This window comes from Nonomuraea sp. NPDC048826, assembly GCF_043198225.1.
Lineage (GTDB): Bacteria > Actinomycetota > Actinomycetes > Streptosporangiales > Streptosporangiaceae > Nonomuraea.
Genome location: NZ_JBICUQ010000005.1, coordinates 575,703 through 593,158 on the forward strand (window position 1 = coordinate 575,703; position 17,456 = coordinate 593,158).

General features: G+C 69.0%; 12 protein-coding genes. 3 read left to right on the plus strand and 9 right to left on the minus strand.

What is annotated here, in order from left to right; translation table 11 throughout:
• Window positions 1–5: 5 nt before the first annotated feature.
• From ACGFI7_RS20995 to ACGFI7_RS21030, 8 genes are all read right to left on the minus strand, one after another.
• Window positions 6–950, minus strand: a complete 945-nt coding sequence (locus ACGFI7_RS20995) for a DUF1838 family protein (RefSeq protein WP_393406769.1) — start codon at window positions 948–950, stop codon at window positions 6–8.
• A gap of 159 nt (window positions 951–1,109) precedes the next feature.
• Complete coding sequence (locus tag ACGFI7_RS21000; protein ID WP_393407153.1) at window positions 1,110–4,406, minus strand: BTAD domain-containing putative transcriptional regulator; 3,297 nt, start codon at window positions 4,404–4,406, stop codon at window positions 1,110–1,112.
• Between the two features lie 378 nt (window positions 4,407–4,784).
• The gene (locus ACGFI7_RS21005; protein WP_393406771.1) at window positions 4,785–5,573 is read right to left on the minus strand and encodes an ABC transporter permease; all 789 of its coding nucleotides are present in this window, start codon (window positions 5,571–5,573) and stop codon (window positions 4,785–4,787) included.
• Window positions 5,554–6,534: an ATP-binding cassette domain-containing protein gene (locus tag ACGFI7_RS21010; RefSeq protein ID WP_393406773.1), complete on the minus strand. Its 981-nt coding sequence runs from the start codon at window positions 6,532–6,534 to the stop codon at window positions 5,554–5,556. The genes ACGFI7_RS21005 and ACGFI7_RS21010 overlap by 20 nt, the downstream gene beginning before the upstream one ends.
• Before the next feature lie 11 nt (window positions 6,535–6,545).
• Window positions 6,546–7,604 (minus strand): UbiA family prenyltransferase, encoded by a 1,059-nt coding sequence (locus ACGFI7_RS21015; RefSeq protein WP_393406776.1) that lies wholly within the window; start codon window positions 7,602–7,604, stop codon window positions 6,546–6,548.
• 30 nt (window positions 7,605–7,634) lie between these two features.
• On the minus strand, window positions 7,635–9,389 hold the full coding sequence (locus ACGFI7_RS21020) for an HEXXH motif domain-containing protein (RefSeq protein ID WP_393406778.1): 1,755 nt from the start codon (window positions 9,387–9,389) through the stop codon (window positions 7,635–7,637).
• Window positions 9,386–10,621: an FxsB family cyclophane-forming radical SAM/SPASM peptide maturase gene (locus tag ACGFI7_RS21025; protein ID WP_393406781.1), complete on the minus strand. Its 1,236-nt coding sequence runs from the start codon at window positions 10,619–10,621 to the stop codon at window positions 9,386–9,388. Before ACGFI7_RS21025 ends, ACGFI7_RS21020 begins: the two co-directional genes overlap by 4 nt.
• Before the next feature lie 18 nt (window positions 10,622–10,639).
• A complete protein-coding gene (locus ACGFI7_RS21030) occupies window positions 10,640–10,765 on the minus strand; it encodes a hypothetical protein (RefSeq protein ID WP_393406783.1) in 126 nt (41 codons plus the stop codon).
• Between the two features lie 167 nt (window positions 10,766–10,932).
• Here ACGFI7_RS21030 and ACGFI7_RS21035 point away from each other — a divergent pair, with 167 nt between their 5' ends.
• Window positions 10,933–13,848 carry a BTAD domain-containing putative transcriptional regulator gene (locus tag ACGFI7_RS21035; RefSeq protein ID WP_393406785.1) on the plus strand — a complete coding sequence of 972 codons (2,916 nt, stop codon included), beginning with the start codon at window positions 10,933–10,935 and terminating at the stop codon, window positions 13,846–13,848.
• Window positions 13,849–13,893: 45 nt separating this feature from the next.
• Here ACGFI7_RS21035 and ACGFI7_RS21040 read toward each other — a convergent pair whose 3' ends face one another.
• Window positions 13,894–14,478: a TetR/AcrR family transcriptional regulator gene (locus tag ACGFI7_RS21040; protein ID WP_393406788.1), complete on the minus strand. Its 585-nt coding sequence runs from the start codon at window positions 14,476–14,478 to the stop codon at window positions 13,894–13,896.
• A gap of 207 nt (window positions 14,479–14,685) precedes the next feature.
• Here ACGFI7_RS21040 and ACGFI7_RS21045 point away from each other — a divergent pair, with 207 nt between their 5' ends.
• Both ACGFI7_RS21045 and ACGFI7_RS21050 read left to right on the plus strand, forming a co-directional pair.
• Window positions 14,686–16,293, plus strand: a complete 1,608-nt coding sequence (locus tag ACGFI7_RS21045; RefSeq protein ID WP_393406791.1) for an MFS transporter — start codon at window positions 14,686–14,688, stop codon at window positions 16,291–16,293.
• A 165-nt stretch (window positions 16,294–16,458) separates the two neighbouring features.
• Complete coding sequence (locus ACGFI7_RS21050; RefSeq protein WP_393406793.1) at window positions 16,459–17,451, plus strand: phosphotriesterase; 993 nt, start codon at window positions 16,459–16,461, stop codon at window positions 17,449–17,451.
• Window positions 17,452–17,456 lie beyond the last annotated feature (5 nt).

Consider the following 17,456-nt stretch of genomic DNA (forward strand, 5'->3'; position numbering starts at 1 on the left):
GGTGGTCAGGCGCGGCCGTTGGCGGCGCACCAGCCCGCCCAGGTGGTGGCCCCCTTCTTGAGCTGCTTGTTGTGGAACGAGGTCCAGGAGTTCTCGCTCGCCCCCGGCGCCGTGGGGGCGGCCTTGTACAGCGGGTGGTTCTTCTCGACCTCGGCCCGCAGCCACGGCTCGACCTCGGCGTAGGAGTTCAGCGACCAGCTGCGGGCGTGGTAGGTGAGCTGGCCGCGCACCTCGGTCTCGGGCAGGCACATGAACGGCGCCCACGGGCTGGTCCGGGCCCAGCTGATCTTCGTCTGCATCGCGCCGGTCGGGACGCCGGACCTGGTACGGGCCGCCACCTCACGGTCGTCGACGGAGAAGTCGAACATCTCCTGCGCCGCGTACACGCCGCCGACCAGGCCGAACCGCTCGCCGATCGTGCTGCCGAAGTTCGTGCGCACGGGGATGTCGCTGGTCCACACGGTCTCGTCGTGCAGGCGCTGCAGCGGCGGGCCGGCGAAGGACGAGGTGATGGGGAACGGGCCGAAGTTGACCGCGTCGTTGTTGATCGGGACGACCGGGTACGTCTTGCCGTCGACCGGGTTCTGCCACTCGCGCACGATGCGCTGCGGATTCGCCGGGTCGGTGTAGAAGACGATCTCCCGGGAGAGCTGGTAGAGCTGGTTGGTCCCGGGGACCCGGTACAGCCGCCGGATGTTGTAGCCCTCGATGTTGAAGAGCTTCTGCCCGTGCCGCAGCTCCGGGTCCAGGCTGTTGCCCTCGATGTTCGCGTACACCGATCCGGAGATGCGGAACACCATGTCCTTGCCGTCCGGACGCCCGTACGTCTGCAAGGAGAGCTTCGCGCTCTTGTCGGTGACCGTCTTGTAGACGGGACCGGGAAGGGTGGGGTCGGCGGACGCGTCGTCCGCCGCCGCCCCCGACACGCCGGTGCCGAGTACGAGGACCACGAGGCCTAACAGCCCCGTTATACGTTTTCTGATCACGAAACGCCTTTCACGCAAATAAGCAAGCGAACAGCGCCATATGTGATCATGCCAAGCGAAGGCTTGTCCAGCCGGGAGGATCCAGATCTTTCTCTCCTCCCCGGCCGGATCTGACCCGCGCGGTCATGGAACGGGGTGCGCGAGCCGGCGGCGGTGGGCCCGGATGCTCTCGACGTCGATCCCGCCCTCGTCCGTCCGCTCGATGCCGAGCGAGGTCAGGATGTCCAGGGCCTGGTCCCAGTGATGGCCCGCCCGGTCGGACCGGCCGAGCGCGGCGTAGGCGTGCGCGAGCCCGTCGTGCGCGCGTACCTGGTCGCTGGGATGGTCGAGATCCGACGCGAGGTCGAGCGCCTGGCGCAGGTTGTCGCGGGCCTGATGATGATCGCCAGAGTCGAGGTGCAGCCGGCCGATGCCGTAGACGGCCTCGAACTGGAAGTTGCGGTTGCCGATCGCGCGGGCGAGGGCGAGGACCCGGCGGAAGTGCTCGCGGGCCTGCTCCCGCCGTCCCTGGAGGTGGTGCAGGTGGGCCAGGGCGTTGAGGCTGCTGAGCTCGCCGGAGCGGTGCCCGGTGCTGCGGGACAGGCTCAGGACCTGGTCGAGATAGCCGGCGGCCGACCCGAGCTCGCCCTTCCTGAGATGGATGTAGCCGAGGCCGAGGAGCGCGCGGAGCTCGCTGGTGTGGTGGCCGATCATCCGGGCGATGCCGAGGGCCTGCGTCAGGTTCTCCAGGCCTCGCTCGTACTGGCCCATCAGCCGGCACACGTTGCTCGAACCGATCAGCGCCTCCAGCTCACCGGTCCTGTGCCTGTTCGTCCGGGCCAGCTCCAGGGCCTGGCCGAAGTGGTCGAGGGCCGGTCCGAAGCGGTCCAGGCTCAGGTGGATGGTGCCCAGGACGTTCAGCGCCCGCAGCTCGCCGGAGCGGTGGCCGACGGCGCGGGCGATGGCCAGCGCCCGGGTGGCGTCCTCGACGGCCAGGTCGTGCCGGCTCTTGGCATGGTGGAGTTCGCCCAGGCCGAGCAGCGCCTCCATCTCGCCGGGGTGGTCGGCGGCGGCGCGCGCGGCGGACAGCGCGCATTCCAGGAGGGTCATGGCCTCGCTGTAGCTGCCCCGGGTGCGCAGGCATCGGTGCAGGGTGGCCGACAGGTGGCGGACGTGGTCGGCGAAGCCGTGCTCGGCGGCGTGCGGGGGCAGCGCGAGCAGGTTGGGCAGCTCCGCCTCCAGCCAGACCGCGGCGTCGGGCATCGCGGGCGCGGGGACCGTGCTCGCCGACAGCCGCGGGCGCGTGTCGGCCTCGTACGGATAGAGCCGGTCCATCGCCGCCGAGGCGGCCCCGATGTAGTGATCCAGCAGGCGGCCCAGCGCGGCCCGCCGCTCGGCCGCGGGCTCCTCGGCGGCGGCCTCCTCGCAGGCGTGGGCCTTGATCAGGTCGTGGAAGCGGTAGCGCGCGGGCACCCGCTCCTGCAGCAGGTGGCGCTCCAGCAGCCGGTCCAGCAGCGCCGAGGCGCGGGTGACCGGGACGTCGAGCAGGGCGGCGGCCGCGTCGGGGGTGATGTCCGGGCCGGCGTGCAGCCCCAGCAGCCGGTAGGCGCGCCGCTCGGCGTCGGTGAGCGTGCGGTAGGAGAGGTCGAGCGCGGCGGTCACGCTGCGCTGCCCCGCCTGCAGCTCGCTCAGCCGCCGCTGGCCCTCGCGCAGCCGCTCCAGAAGATCGCGTACATCCCAGGCGGGATGGGCCTTCAGCCGGGCGGCCGCCAGGCGGATCGCCAGCGGCAGCAGCCCGCACCGCCGCACCACCTCGGCGAGCTCCTCCTCAGGCGCGCCCGCGAGCCGTTCCCGTCCGGCCGTGGCGGTGAACAACGCGACCGCGTCCCCGATCGGCAGCACGTCGACCGTCACCGTGCGGGCGCCGTCCAGGCCGACCAGCCGCCGCCGGCTGGTGATCAGGACGAGGCAGCCGCCCGCGCCGGGCAGCAGCGGCTGGATCTGCGCCTCGTCGGCGGCGTTGTCCAGCACGATCAGCAGCTTCTTCCCGGCCAGCACGCTGCGGTACAGCGCCGCCCGGTCGTCGAGGTGCCCCGGGATCGACTCGCCGGGGATGCCGAGCACGGCCAGGACGCGGGCGAGCGTGTCGGACGGATCGGCCGGGGCCACGCCGCTGGTGAAGCCGTGCAGGTCGACGAAGAGGTTCCCGTCGGGGAAGTGCGGCGCCAGCTCGTGGGCGGCGTGCACGGCCAGCGTGGTCTTGCCGACCCCCGCCATGCCGTCGATGGCGGTGATCAGCACCGTGTCAGCGTCGCCGACGTGGTCCAGGACGGCCAGCTCCGCCTCCCTGCCGACGAACGCGCTCACGTCGGTGGGCAGCTGCCGCGGCATCGTGCCCGCCGGGCGGGAGACGCTCTGGCCGCCGTGCGCGGTCCCGGTGAGAAGCGCCAGCTCGGCGTCGTCCAGGCCCAGCGCCTCGGCCAGCTGCCGGACCGACGTGCTGCGCGGCCGGCGCAGCACGCCGGACTCCAGCCGGCGGACGGTGCGCACGTTGAGAGCCGCCTTGGCCGCGAGCTGCTCCTGCGTCAGCAGGGCCCGCTCCCGCCAGATGCGCAGCAGCGTGCCCAGCGGCTGTTCGCCCTCGCTCGGGACCTCACGGGCGGGGGCGACGTCTCCACGCGGGCGCGCGGGAGGGCGGCTCGCGGGAAGCGGCTCCTGGGCGAGGATCGCCTGGTGCAACCGGTGCAGTTCGGCGCTGGGGTCGATGCCGAGTTCCTCCTTCAGCAACTGGGTGACCGTGCGGTAGGCGTCCAGGGCGTCGGCCTGCCGTCCGGCCCGGTACAGCACGGTCATGAACTGGCCCCACAGGCGTTCCCTGAGCGGATGCTCGGCCACCAGCGCCCGCAGCTCGGCGACCAGGGCGGCGTCCTCGCCCAGGTGGATGTCGAGGTCGATGCGGCGTTCGAGACCGTGCAGGCGTTGCTCTGTGAGCGGCGGGACGTCGATCTGGTGCAGCGCCTCCGACTCGACGTCGGCGCAGGCCGGCCCGCGCCACAGGGCGAGCGCCTCGTGCAGGAGCCGGCTCTCCCGCGCCGCCGAGGGCGCGTCTGCCGCCAGCCGCATCAGCCGCCGGAACTCCAGCAGGTCGAGCTGTCCGGGCTCCAGACTGGCGCGGTAGCCGCCCGGCTCGGTCACGATCACCTCGCCCAGGTCCAGTGACTGCCGCAGGCGCACCATGGTGGTCTGCAGCACGCGGCGCGCGTTGCGCGGCGGATGCCGGTCCCACAGCCGTTCGGCGAGCTGGGGGAAGGAGACGACCTGGTTGGGGCAGAGCAGGAGTGAGGCGAGCAGAATCCCGATCTTGCCGCCGGAGACGGGTCTCCGCACCCCGTCACGCGTCATGGTCAACGGGCCGAGGACCGAGAACTGTACAGCGACCATCACACCCCCACCTTCCACCCTCTTCTACGCGAACGCCATCGATTTGGGGGTGGCGCGGGACCTGCTCCGGGTCGGCGTCGAAGGGAACGTGCTGGTCGAAGGGCGCGTCGACGGTGAAGCCGCCTGACGGAACCCGCCGCGTTCGCGATCACCTTCTGATGTCCTTCGGCTTTCTCTAGGTGTTCGCATACCTCTGCTCAGCCACTCTCGCACGGGCCGTCTTCACCGCGGCTTCATCGCTGCTTCATCGCGGCACGGCGGGGACCGGGTGATACGGGGTACCTCCGGACGCGCGTGTCCGGTCAATGTCCGAGGCGCCAGGTCATGCCGTAGGCGTCCAGCATGCCGGGCATCGTGGCCTCACCGGGCGGCGTGAGCTCAGGGAGTGACAATCCGGCTGTATGCCCTCAGACTCAGGGTGATGGTGGTGGCGAACAAGGCAACGAGGGACACGCACAACAGCGCGCCGGGGTAGAGCTCGGGAAGACTGCTTCCGGAGATGGTGGGGGTGCCCCAGAGGCGTCGGCAGAGGGTGACGAGGGCGCTCACCGGGTTCCACTCGGCGAGGACTCGTGCCCAGCCGGGCAGGCCTGTCACCGACAGGAATGCGTTGGACAGGAATGAGGGCACGATCAGAACCAGCGCCGCGATCGGCCCGATGACCTCCGGAGCTCGTACGGCGAGTCCGAGCAGAACTCCAACCCAAATCATCGCGTAGATGAAGACCACGATCAGCGCGAAGGCGGTCAGGGTGTCGGCGAAGCCGCCGCGGGTGCGCCAGCCCATGAGAGAACCTACCCCGGAGACTAGAAAGAGCCCTGTGACGGCCAGCAGCAGCTCCGAGAGCGTGTAGCCGAGAAGAACCGCGAAGGGCGAGGTGGGCAACGACCGCAGCCTTTCGATCAGACCGTCGCGCAACTCCATGGCCATGCCCAGCGAAGACGGCGCGACGCTGGTGAGAGCCACCTGGGCCGCGATGCCGGCCATGATGAACTCCAGGTAGTCACCGCTGCTCGGGACGAGGATCGAACCGGCGAACAGATAACCGATGGTGAAGAGCATAATCAGCGGATTCAGCGTGACACTGATGAGCTTGCCCGGGGCACGCAGCAGGTGTCGACTCCGTCGGCCGGCGAGCAGATACGCATCACGCGCCAGGTTCGCCATGGCCCGCATCTCCGCCCTCCTGTCCGAGCAGCGTCGCGAATACCTCGTCCAGGGACGGACGCCGCAGAGCGAACTCCGCCAGATTGATTCGCTCGGCCGCGAGAGCCGCCGCGATTCCCGCCACGGCGGTCAGCCGTCCGTCGATTCTCACCGTGGCGCGCAGTCGGCCGACGTCGATCGTCGGTGGTTCGCCCACGTGGAGCTCCAGCACTCTGCGGGTCGCCGGTAGGTCCCGAGGGTGGGTCACAGCGACCTCCAGCCGTTCCTGGCCGATCTCGCGTTTCAACTCGTCCGGCGTTCCGTCGGCGACGACCGCGCCGGATTCCAGCAGCATCAACCGGTCGGCGAGTCGGTCCGCCTCCTCCAGATACTGAGTCGTCAGCAGGACCGCCGTTCCCTCGGCCACGGCGTCGCGGACGATCGACCACAGCAGGCCGCGTCCGATTGGATCAAGACCTGTGGTCGGTTCGTCCAGGAACAGCACGGCAGGGCGGGCGACCAGGCACATCGCGAGATCTAACCGCCTGCGCATGCCGCCGGAGTAGGTTCGCGCAGGCCTGCCCTCAGCTGCGGCGAGTTCGAAGAGATCCAGCAGTTCCGCCGCACGAGCAGTCGCGTCCCGCCTGCTCAGCCCCAGCAAGCGGCCGAACAGTTCGACGTTCTCCCTTCCGGTCAACAAGCCGTCGATGGCCGTGTACTGCCCTGACACCGCGATTCTGCGCCGCACTTCCCGCGGCCGGCGTTCCACGTCGAAGCCCGCGACCAAGGCCCGGCCGGCGTCCATCCGCAGCAAGGTGGCCAATATCCGTACCAGCGTCGTCTTGCCCGCCCCATTGGGACCCAGCAGGCTGAGCAAAGTTCCTTCGGCGAGGTGAAGATCCACGCCTGTCACCGCGGCCGTCGAGCCGTAGGTTCTCCGTACTCCGTGGGCGCGAATCGCCATTCCGCCATTTCGGCACATGTTCGCCCGCCTCAGCGGTCCGGACCAGGAAGTCCGGCGCCGGTCTCCTGGGCGAGGGAGCGAACCAGTCCGCCGCGGACGATGCGCCACATGTAGAGGTAGTGCCCTGACCAGGCGATCGCCTGGATGACCGCGAAGGCCACCAAGGCAACCCAGGGAGCGAAGACCGCCAGGACCGCGGCGTTCCTGAACTGGTCGCTGACCTTCATGGGGCCGAGATCATCGATCCGGCGCAGTCTCCCCCGGTCCGGCACTTGCAAAGTGCGCAGCATCCGGCGATAGGAGACAGCCAGCAGGGCGAGACCCGGCACGATGAAGGGCAGCGCCCACATTCCGTACGGCCCGAGAAGCGCGATGACGGGAACGAGGAGCCAGCCCACCCCCGCGACCCCGACCATGAAGCGGAAAGCCCGAGGGGCGCCGACCCGCACCGGGAAGGTCGTGTTGCCGGCCCGCTCGTCCAGGTCGACGTCGTGAAGGGCAGCGATGATGTTCCCGCTGAAGTAGGTGACCTGGGTGTAGAACACCAGCGTCACCAGGACGATCGGATCTCCGCCTCCAGCGACGAACCAGGCCCAGAGGAGGGGGAGGGCGAAGGCGACGGTGATGATCGCCGATGCCAGGACTCCCTGTCCCTTGAGCTTGGAGTACGCCACCAGGATGCCCGCCGCCGCGCCTGTCGTTGCCAGGATCACCACAACCCAGAAGAGATGCGGCAGGGTCAAGAGGAGAGCCAGGAGACCCACGCCCATGTACGCGACGGCGAGGCGGGCGGCCGTGCGGACGGAGAGCAGGCCGGACGGGAGAGGCAAGTAAGGCGCCGTGATCCGGTCGCCTTCTACATCCTTCACATCGTTGAGGATCTGCAGGGCCACGAATCCGAAAAACAGGAACGTGCACAGTCCGATGAGGGGTAACGGATCAGGCGTACCGTCAGGCGCCACCGCGGCATACCAGCCGATGAGGATGAAAGTCTGCTGGCCCAGCAGGTGGACCCGTCCCATCCACAGAGAGGCTTCAACGGTGAGGACTTTGGTCCACAGGGAGGTCGGAGCGTCGAAGTCGGTCATGGCCGCCACCACCGGAGGAAGAGGATCACGTCAGAGTGCTCGAAACGGAGGAGTGCCCAGCCAGCGTGCGAGATCGGCCGGGTCGGCTTCGCCCACGCGGCGGCAGAGCGCCATGATGAGTTCGGGCGCGGAGAGGATCACCTCGCAGATCGGACGTGGGCCCGTCCTGGCCGTAATGAGCAGAAGCCCGGCCCAGGCGTCGGTGTGGGAGGGATCGCCGGCGACGATGTCTCGATAGCCCGCCGCGGCGGCGACATAGTCGCCCATCACGTAAAGTTCGTCGGGATCGGCGGAGTCAGGCCTGCTGTCAACGGTGCTCAGCCGTTCGTAGAAGAGCAGGAGCCGCCTTGGCTGCGGCTTGGGAGAGCTGGGAATGCGCCTGCTGGTGGCCACGGTGGTTCGCGTCGGCTCCGGAAGGCCGGCGGTCCACTCTCTCACTAGCGTCTCGATCGCCTCCGGGTCGCACTGCAGGTTTCGCAGGCGCCACACGATCCGATGGTCGGCCGCCGCCCACTCGGCCAGTTCCCGCTCACGCCCGGGAATCGTAGCCTGGAGCATGTCACGGAGCCGACCCCGGATTTCCGCCACGAAGGCGGATCCCTCCTCGGTCAGCGATGCGCGATCGTCCAGCTGCTCGACCGCCTGCCACGTCTGGTCACGCCAGCGGGTGAACTCCACGTGCGCCAGGACGTCCCACGGCGGCTCGGCCACGTGTCGGTGCACGTCCCAGAACTGCGCGACACCGAGATGGGCGTAAACGCCCTGGAGGAATGGGACGAGCGGACGGGGGTCGTCACGCCAGGGAGCGTAGAATCGCGGGTCGCCGGCCGGCTCATGGAGCCGTGTGCTATCCAGCACGACGGAGAGTTTCCCGTGCTGGAACTCGTGGACCAGCGTGACAGCCAGCACGCTGGGTTCCGCGGGCAGGGATATCGCCACTGCGCCGAATGCGGTGGACGAGGTGGCGCTCACGGTTCCCTGAGCCGGGGATGTCAGAGGTACGAGGCAGCGCAGGCCCGCCGCGAGGGTGGCGGCGTACTCGGGGTGGTGCCCTTCGAGCAGTTCCCAGGAGGCGGCGAGCCGCCGTCGCCACTGCTCCCACTCCACCTCGCCGAGCCTGCCGAGCAACCGCGCGTCCCCGTAGGGGGAGTCTATCCAACCGCCGAACTCCTCGTCGAACTCCACGTCCAGGACATACGCGGTGCCGACGCGGACTCTACGGACCGGATGGAAGGCGGAGTGGCTGGAAAAGGCACGAGTGGACATGCGCAGGACACACTCGCCCGCGCTGACACGGGTCTCCTCCTCCCCGACCTCCACAGTGGCCCTACCGGTGAAGGAGGACGGTCCCACGACGAGTCGGCCGAGTTCGGGCAGGAGTATCACGCCTGATCGGGCCTCGACGTCGATCGCCGCTGTCATCCCGGAGCGGATGGCGGCCGACGCTGACAGATTGCTCAGATAGGCGGCTTGGGACGCCGCCCTGGCGCGTCCGGAAGCCGGCCCCAGCCATCGCGCGGCCCAGGCGTCGGTCTGCGGACGGTCCAAGAGAGAGCGCACCAGATCGGGATCTGCCCGCTGGACCCGGGCCAGCAGGTCGTAAGCGGCTCGGAGGCCGGCCACGGCCTCGCCGTCCAGCTCATCCGGAGCCCGCGACAGCAAGGCTCGCAGGCCCACCAGGGTCTTGCCCATTCGCGCGGCGCCCAGCCTTTCGACGAGCCGCGGCGTACCGGGGCCCCGGCCCAGCTCACGTAACTCTTCCTCGTGCAGTGTTGTCCGGCTCACGGTCGCCTCCCGATGATCGGAGCCAGCTCCGCGTGCACCCGGTCCCGAATGTGGGTGATGAGCTTCATGAGGTCCGGGCAGTAGACAGAGGGATTGCGGAAGCCGGAGCCCTCCCTGTACCGGTGTACGTAGAAACCGCCGCCGCAGACGTCCCTCACTGGGCAGTTCCCGCAGCTCTCGCACAGGGCACGCACACCGATCTGACGTGCTGCGATGGGGGCCAGCGACAAGGCGGTGTCGAAGGAATGGCTGATGACATTCAACGTGGTCTCCGCAGCTCCCTCGAAAGCCGACTTAAGCGTGTCCACCTGCTGCACACTGCCGTCCGTGTCGATCACCAGGAGCCGGGCCGGAGCGAGGCCGAACTGTTCGCTCATCGACGGGCGGCCGAAGAGCTGAGCGATGATGCTCTGGAAGGTCCGCACGCCCACGCGGGGTGCGGGCGTGTGGTACCAGTGCTCGAAGATTTCGATCAGCCAGTCGGCGTACGGCGTGCTCTTGTCGGCCGGACGACCCGGAGGACGAGCGGACCAGTTGCCATGCGGCAACAGGAAGTCCACGCGCGGAGGAGAGAAGGCGAGCAACCCTTCGTAGACCTCGAGGGGATCGTTCTCGACATCGATCGTGCACAGCAGCCCGGAGAATAGGGATCGGTACTCCGGCCGGTTGAGCAGTCGCAGCCCCGCGGCCACGCCGGAGTGGCTCCCTCTGCCGTCGCGATACCGGCGGTGGCGATCGTTGTCCTGCTCACCGCCGTCCAGGCTCACGCCGACGCGCACCTCATGACGCAACAGCACCTGGAGGATCTCCTCCGTGAGCAGCGTCCCGTTGGTTTGCACCGTGAGCCCGAGGTGGGTGGAAGCCGGAAGGCACGTCCGCAGCGTGGTGGCCGCGAAGTCCAGCATGTCCGCACCGACCAGCAGCGGCTCTCCTCCATGCAACACCACGCTGACAGAGGAGAGCCCGTGATCGCGTACGTGATCGGAGATGCGGTGTGCCGTACGCGAGAGAATCTCCCGGCTCATCGTGAGGGAACGCGAGCGCCAGCTCTGATCAGCGAGTTCGTACATGTAGCAGTAGTCGCACGCGAGATTGCATCGTTCGTGCAGCTTCACGACGAACATCTGGAACGGAACCGGCTCCCATCCCTCTCGGCGGAGCTCTTCGAGGTCAAGGCCTTCATAGGGCCATTCGGGCGGCCTCTCCGGGTGGATTTCCATCGGCGTCGACACCCCGCGTCCCCTATGAACTCAGATCGAGGAGACGAACGCGCAGATGTTTGCGTCGTCGGCGCCGAGCGCGGTCACCAGCGCGTCTGCGATCGGTGATTCGGCCAGCTGGTCCAGCGTCATGCCGGTGTAACTCTCCAGACCCATGAATGTCTCCCTTCGGGCGATGCTTCCAGGTGCGGATGTATCCCTGGATATCCGTGCGATCATGACAAAGTGTGCTAACCGATTCCTCGCCAAGATCTGACCGTTTTCTGCCCATGAGGTTTGTCGCATCATGAGAGAAGGTCATCTTCCACAAGGAGGGGTTGCGGATGAGCGACGGAACGAACCAGATATCCATCCGGAAGTTCGGAGTCCTGGGACCGTTGCGCATCTGGGTCGATGACCAGGAGCACACGCCCACCCGTCAGAACGTCGGCCGCCTGCTCGGCGTCCTGCTCCTGACCCCAGGCCGTCTGGTGGGCAGAGAAGCCTTGATCGACCTGGTGTGGGGAGAGACCGGATGTGATCAGCAAACCCTGTACAGCACGGTGTCCAGGCTCAGAACCTGGCTGCACCGGCATATAGGCATCACGGACGCGGTCGCGCGCATGGGTTCCGGCTACCGCATCGACGTTCCCGCCGAGAGCGTGGATGCCGGCCAGTTCCGCCGGCTGTACAAAACCGCCCAGCGCGAGACCGATCCTCGCCGCCGCATCGACCTGTTCGTTTCCGCTCTGAAGCTGTGGCGCGGACCCGTGCTCGCCGACCTTCTGGAGCCGCATGCCTGTCCTGCCGTCGGCGAGTTGGACAAGCTCCGCGTCGACTGCGCATGCCGGCTGGCCGAGGACGCCCTGCACTACGGGAACCCGGTCGACGCGATCGAGCCCCTCAGCTCGCTGGCCTCGTCACGGCCCTTCGACGAGGTCGTCAACGCACACCTGATCACTCTCCTCGGGCGCAGCGGGCGCAGGGCTGAAGGGCTCCGGCGCTTCGAGCGATTGCGAGTCCGGCTGTCGGAGGAACTGGGCGTCGAGCCTTCGCCTCCGCTGCTCGCCGCGCGCATGGACGTGCTTCGCGTGACCCGTCCAATGTTCAGCGCGCAAAACGGCTCGCGCCTCTGTCTTCTTCCGCCCGACCTTGCCGACTTCACCGGACGCGACCGGCAACTCGACCAGATCGGCGACCGGCTCACCGGCAGGACGTCTCCGACTTCCTTGCCGATGGTGATGATCTCCGGGATGCCCGGCGTCGGGAAGACGTCCCTGGCCGCCCACGCCGCCCATCTGCTGGCAGAGCGGTTTCCGGATGGCCAGCTCTACGTCGACCTGCATGGCGCCGGGGCCCATCCAGCGCAGCCGGAAGACGTGCTGGCGCGGCTGCTGCGTGTGCTGGGCGTGCATCCGGAGTCGCTGCCCGAGTCCCTCGACGAGCGGACCGCCGTCTTCCGCGCCCTGCTGTCGGGGAAGCGGATACTGCTCATACTGGACAACGCGCGGGACGTCGAACAGATCCGCCCGCTGCTGCCCGGCCACCTGGACTCCGGGGTGATCGTCACCAGCCGTTCCCGGCTGGCGAAGCCGTACGGCATGCATCATCTCGTTCTCGACGTCATGGACCGGCAAGAAGCCGTCGACTTGTTGACGGTCATCATGGGGGAATCCGCTGTCGTGGCAGACCACGCGGCGGTGGGCAAGCTCGCCGAGGTGTGCGGCTACTTGCCCTTGGCATTACGCGTGGCCGGAGAGCGCATGGTCCTGCGACCTCACCAGCGGGTCGCCCAACTCGTCGGGGCGCTAGAGAACCGCGAGAACACGCTGGACGAGTTCATGGTGGGCACGCTCGACGTCCGGGCCAGCCTGATGCTCAGCTACGCTGGCCTGCCTTCGGGTGCCGCACGTCTGTTCCGGCTGCTGGGCCTGCTGGATACGGCCGACTTCGGGGTCTGGGCGGCGGCCGCGCTGCTCGGAACTTCCCTCCCCGAGGTTGAACAGGCGCTCGAACGACTGGTCGAACACTCTTTGCTGAGCACCACACGGGCCAAGGGCGCCGCGGACGTCCGCTACCGCTTCCATGACCTGGTCCGCGCGTTCGCCCGGGAACGGCTGCAAGCGGAGGAGCCGGACGAGGCGCGCCGCCTCGCTCTCGACCGGTTCTTCGTGAGCCTGCTTGACCTTCTCGGGCAGGCGCACTGCACACTCTGGGACCAAGAGGCCGTCGTGACGGCCAACCGGGCCGTACCGCCCGCCGCCCGATCCGACTGGGGGCCGGCGATCTCCGACTCCCGATGGCTGGAGTCCGAGCTTTCCTTCATCGTCGAGGCGACCCAGCAGGCGAGCCGCCTCGGCATGCACCGGGTCTGCTGGCAGCTCGCTGTGACCGGAATGTTCCTCTTCGAGGCGCTCCAGGCCTACGACGAGTGGTGGGAGACGCATCAGGTGGCCCTGGTGGCAGCTCGAGCGGCAGATGACCTCCTGGGGGCGGCGTTGGTCAATGCCGGCCTCGCCTTCCTGTGCGCGAACCGATACCTCTGTGACGAGGCCGAGCACTATCTGCGCTCCGTCATGCCCGTGGCCGAAAGAGCGGGCGACGAACAGCTCCTCGGACGTGTTCTGACCTTGTCGGGATGGGTCAACCACACTCGCGGCCGCTTCGCCGCCGCTCACGCCGATTACCGGCGTGCCATCGACGTCCTGCAGGGCATAGGGAGCCAGGGCGCTCTCGCTCTCGCGCTCCGGCTGGCCGGTTCGGTGTGCCTTGACCTAGGCAAGATCGAGGCGGCTGAGACCTTCGTCAACCGGGCGATCGCGCTGGCCGACGCCCATGGTCACGTCTCATGGCTCAGGGCGCTGGTCACCTTCGCGGAGGTGCAAGTGGCCAAGGGCGAGGCGGCGCCAGCGAGGCCGCTCTTCTCGCTCGTATTACAGGCGGCCAAGGAGCTGGACTCGCCGCACCTGCAGTTCTGGGCACTGTACGGGCTCGGATCGGTGCACCTGGGGCAGCGGGAATATCTTCGCGCGGCCGAACACTTCAAGGCGGCCGTGCCCTACGCGCGGCTCGTCCGCGAGCACCATCATCATCTCCGGTTCCTGCTGGCCTTCGCCGAGAACCAGCGCAGGCTGGGCGCCCTGGAGGAGGCCGGCGCTCATCTACGGGAAGCCGTTGCCATCTCACGCAGGTTGCGCTCCCGGCCTTGGGAGGACCGTGCGGTGGATGCATTGCGCGAGCTGTCGTCCACTGACGCCTGATCCGGTTCCGCGTGGCGTGCCGGGAGGAAGGCGGGCGCAAGGCGCTCAGTGCCGGCCGATGGAGCCGAGCCAGCTCTCGGTGAGGACGTCCAGCATCTGGTCGCGCTCGACGCCCCAGGTGCCGGGTTTCCAGTTGCGGGCGACGTGGTCGAGCTCGGTGATGGCGATGACGCTGCGGAAGTGGCGGGTGGCGGCCGGGAAGCGGCCGGCGCGGTCGAGCCCCTCCTTGACGTCGCTGATGGCCTCGTTGAGCCACTCGTCGAGGAGCGCGCGGATGTCGGGGTCGACGGCGGCGGCCTCGAAGGCGGTCGTGGTGTAGGGGCGGATCACGTCCCATCGTTCGGAGATCGCCGCGAGCCAGGCGCGGATCCGCTCGCGGGAACCGTCCTCGACGACGGCGACCAGCTCCCACGCGGTCGAGCCGTGCTCGCCGGAGGGGAGCCGGTCGAGCGCGGCGTTGAGCCGCTCGGAGATCAGCGCCTTCATCAGGTCGACTTTGGAGGGGAAGTACGCGTAGAAGGTGACCCGCGTCGTGCCCGCCGCCGACGCGATGTCGTCGACCGTCGTCGGCGCGTAGCCCTTGGACACGAACAGGTCCAGCCCGGCGTCGAGCAGGAGCTTCCGCGTCATCTCCTTCTGTGCCGCGCGAAGGGTCGCCATCCGGCCAGTTTAGAGCACCACGACCGTGCTGCTCGCGCTCAATACGTAGAGGCCAAAGTATTGACGCTGTGTTAAATCATGTGACACCTTGCTCAGCCAACAGGTGATGGCGCTCACACCTGGTGGCCGGTCCCGGGCGGTCGATCGCCCGGCCCTCTGACAAGAAAGACATCCGAGATGACGCAGACCGCTGTGCGCAAGCAGGGCTACACCGCCACGGTGGCCGCCGGCTGCTTCGCCGTCCTCCTCGCGCAGGTGGCGTACTCGCTGCCCGGCGCACTCAACGGCACGTTCCAGCAGGAGTTCCAGGCCACCGGGGCCGAACTGGCCTGGATCACGGCCGCCTTCGCCATCCCCATGGTCGTCTTCGAGCTGACCACCGGCGTGATCGGCGACCTGTTCGGACGCAAGAGGCTGCTGCAGGCAGGCGCCCTGCTCACCATCGCCGGCTCGATCGCCTGCAGCTTCGCGGGAACGATCCAGATCCTGTGGGCCGGGCAGGTCGTCGCCGGTCTCGGGGCCGCGATCCTCTACCCGATCTCGCTCGCCATGCTGGCCGCGGTCAGCCCGTCGCCGGAGGCCAGGGCCAGGGCGATCGCCGTCTGGGCGGGCTGTCTCTCGATCGGCGCGGCGATCTCCCCGCTGATGGGCGGGTGGCTGGCCGCGCAGGGGATCTGGCGCACCTCGTACCTCGTGGTCGTCGCGGCGGCGGTCGTCTCGATGGGCATCACCCACTTCGCCGTCGACTCCTCGGCGCCGGAAGGCCGCAAGCTGGACGTCCCGGGCCAGGTCACGCTGGCCCTCGGCCTGATCGCCATCCTGTTCGCCGCCACCCAGGGCTCCGAGGCCGGGTTCGCCCGCCCGGAGATCATCGGCGCGTTCGCCGCGGGCGTCGTGCTCCTCGGCGCGTTCGTGGTCATCGAGCTGCGGACCGAGGTCCCGCTGCTGCGGCTCGACATCTTCGCCAACCGGGCCTACTCGGTCGTCGCGATCGCCACGGTGATCGGCATGTTCGCGTTCCTGGCGATCTGCTACTCGATGAGCATCTGGCTCGGCGCGATCCAGCACCAGAGCGCGTTGAAGATCGGGGTGCTGTTCCTGTTCATCCAGGGGCCGGCCTTCGTGCTGGTGAAGCTCGTCTCGCACCTGATCAGGAACGTCTCGCCGCGCTGGGTGCTCACCGTCGGCTTCGCGCTCATCGCCGTCAGCGGCGCCTGGTGCTCCACGTTCGACGTGCACGACCTGGACTGGACGCGGTTCATCGGCCCCATGCTGGCCCTCGGCATCGGCTTCGCGCTGACCGTCGGCTCGATCACGGCCGTCGCGATCAACACCGTCCCGCTCCGGCTCGCCGGCATGGCCAGCGCCACCACCAACCTGCTGCGCGACTTCGGCTTCGCACTCGGCCCGGTGCTCATCGCGGCGTTCGCGGTCAGCCGGGCGAACGGCGACCTGCACGCCGGTGTCGGCGCGGCGATCGGCCGATCCGGGCTGGAGCCGCCGTACACCGAGGTCGCGGGGGGTATGGCTCAGCAGGGTGGCGCCATGGCGATCAACTCGATGCCGGTCGTGCCCGGCGCCGGCGACCTGCCGCCGGTGCCGATGCCGGAGAGCCTCCGGATGCTCGCGTTCGAGTCGCTGGGCGGCGCGTTCGGTCACGCGTTCCTGGTCGCGGGTCTCTGTGCCGCCGCGGCCGCGGCTCTGACGCTGTTCGGGCTCTTCGGGGCGGAGCGCGCCGAGGTGGCGGAGTTCGTGCCCGACGAGAAGGTCGCCGCCGCCGAGTGACCTGCGGAGATCGGCCGGGGCCGCCAGAGGTCCCGGCCTTCTCCGTACGACAAGAAAATTGAGTTTACTTGCAGGATATTTGCTTGACGTGTCGTAAATTGAGATGACACCATTCACGGCGTGGCGTGACCACGGTCACTCGCCGAGAGCTAAGGAGGGACCGTGATGGGTGCCCAGACCGCCGAGAACACCGCCGGCGGCACCGTCAACACCGTGCTCGGCCCCGTTCCCGCGGAGGAGCTGGGGGTCGTCGCGGTGCACGAGGCTCTGCTGTCGGTGCTTCCGGGAGCGGAGCACGCGTTCGACATCACCTTCGACCGCGCCGAGATCTTCGAGATCCTCGCCGGGAAGCTCGCCGACTTCCGCGAGCACGGCGGCGGCACGATCGTCGACAGCACCGGCATGTTCCACGGCCGCGACGTGCGGCTGTACGAGACGCTCTCGCGCACCACGGGCGTGCACATCGTCGCGTCCACCGGCCAGGGCCCCGAGGAGCTGCTCGGCGGCTACTTCCTGACGCCGCAGACCAACCCGCCGACGCCCTGGCCGGCCGAGAAGTTCGCCGACCTGTTCGCCAAGGAGATCACCGAGGGCATGGTGGTGCCCCGGGTCGAACGGCGCGGCGCCGCGGGGCTCGTGGCCACCGCCGCGACCGCCTCGGGCATGACCGCGACCGACGAGAGCCTGTTCCGCGGCGCCGCCCGCGCCGCCCTGGCCACCGGCGTCCCGGTCTCACTCCGCCACGGCGGCGACGCCGTCCGCGAGCTCGACGTCGTCCTGGACGAGGGGCTGCCCGCCGACCGGGTTGTCGTGGGCGGCCTCGACCGCCAGGACGCCGTCGCCGCCGGCGCGCCCGCGGCGGTCGCGGCCCGCGGCGCCTACGCCGCACTCGACCACGTGGGCACCGAGGACGACGCCCACGTCACCGACGCCGCGCGCGCCGCCCTGGTCGCCGAGCTGATCGAGGCCGGCCACGGGGCCCGGGTCCTGCTGTCCAGCAGCGCCACCGGCGTCGCCAAGGGCCATCCGGCCAACGACGTGCGCTACAGCCACGTCCTGACCACGTTCGTCCCTCTCCTCAAGGAGGCGGGCGTCGGCGACGAGGACGTCCGGCGGATCCTCGTGGACAACCCGCGCGACCTGCTGCCGGTGCGCTGAGCGCG

Coding starts and splice junctions, on each gene's coding strand:
- ACGFI7_RS21000 (WP_393407153.1), bottom strand. CDS start 4,406: ATGGTCGCTGTACAGTTCTCGGTCCTCGGCCCGTTGACCATGACGCGT.
- ACGFI7_RS21005 (WP_393406771.1), bottom strand. CDS start 5,573: ATGGCGAACCTGGCGCGTGATGCGTATCTGCTCGCCGGCCGACGGAGT.
- ACGFI7_RS21010 (WP_393406773.1), bottom strand. CDS start 6,534: ATGTGCCGAAATGGCGGAATGGCGATTCGCGCCCACGGAGTACGGAGA.
- ACGFI7_RS21015 (WP_393406776.1), bottom strand. CDS start 7,604: ATGACCGACTTCGACGCTCCGACCTCCCTGTGGACCAAAGTCCTCACC.
- ACGFI7_RS21030 (WP_393406783.1), bottom strand. CDS start 10,765: ATGGGTCTGGAGAGTTACACCGGCATGACGCTGGACCAGCTGGCCGAA.
- ACGFI7_RS21035 (WP_393406785.1), top strand. CDS start 10,933: ATGAGCGACGGAACGAACCAGATATCCATCCGGAAGTTCGGAGTCCTG.
- ACGFI7_RS21040 (WP_393406788.1), bottom strand. CDS start 14,478: ATGACGCGGAAGCTCCTGCTCGACGCCGGGCTGGACCTGTTCGTGTCC.
- ACGFI7_RS21045 (WP_393406791.1), top strand. CDS start 14,686: ATGACGCAGACCGCTGTGCGCAAGCAGGGCTACACCGCCACGGTGGCC.
- ACGFI7_RS21050 (WP_393406793.1), top strand. CDS start 16,459: ATGGGTGCCCAGACCGCCGAGAACACCGCCGGCGGCACCGTCAACACC.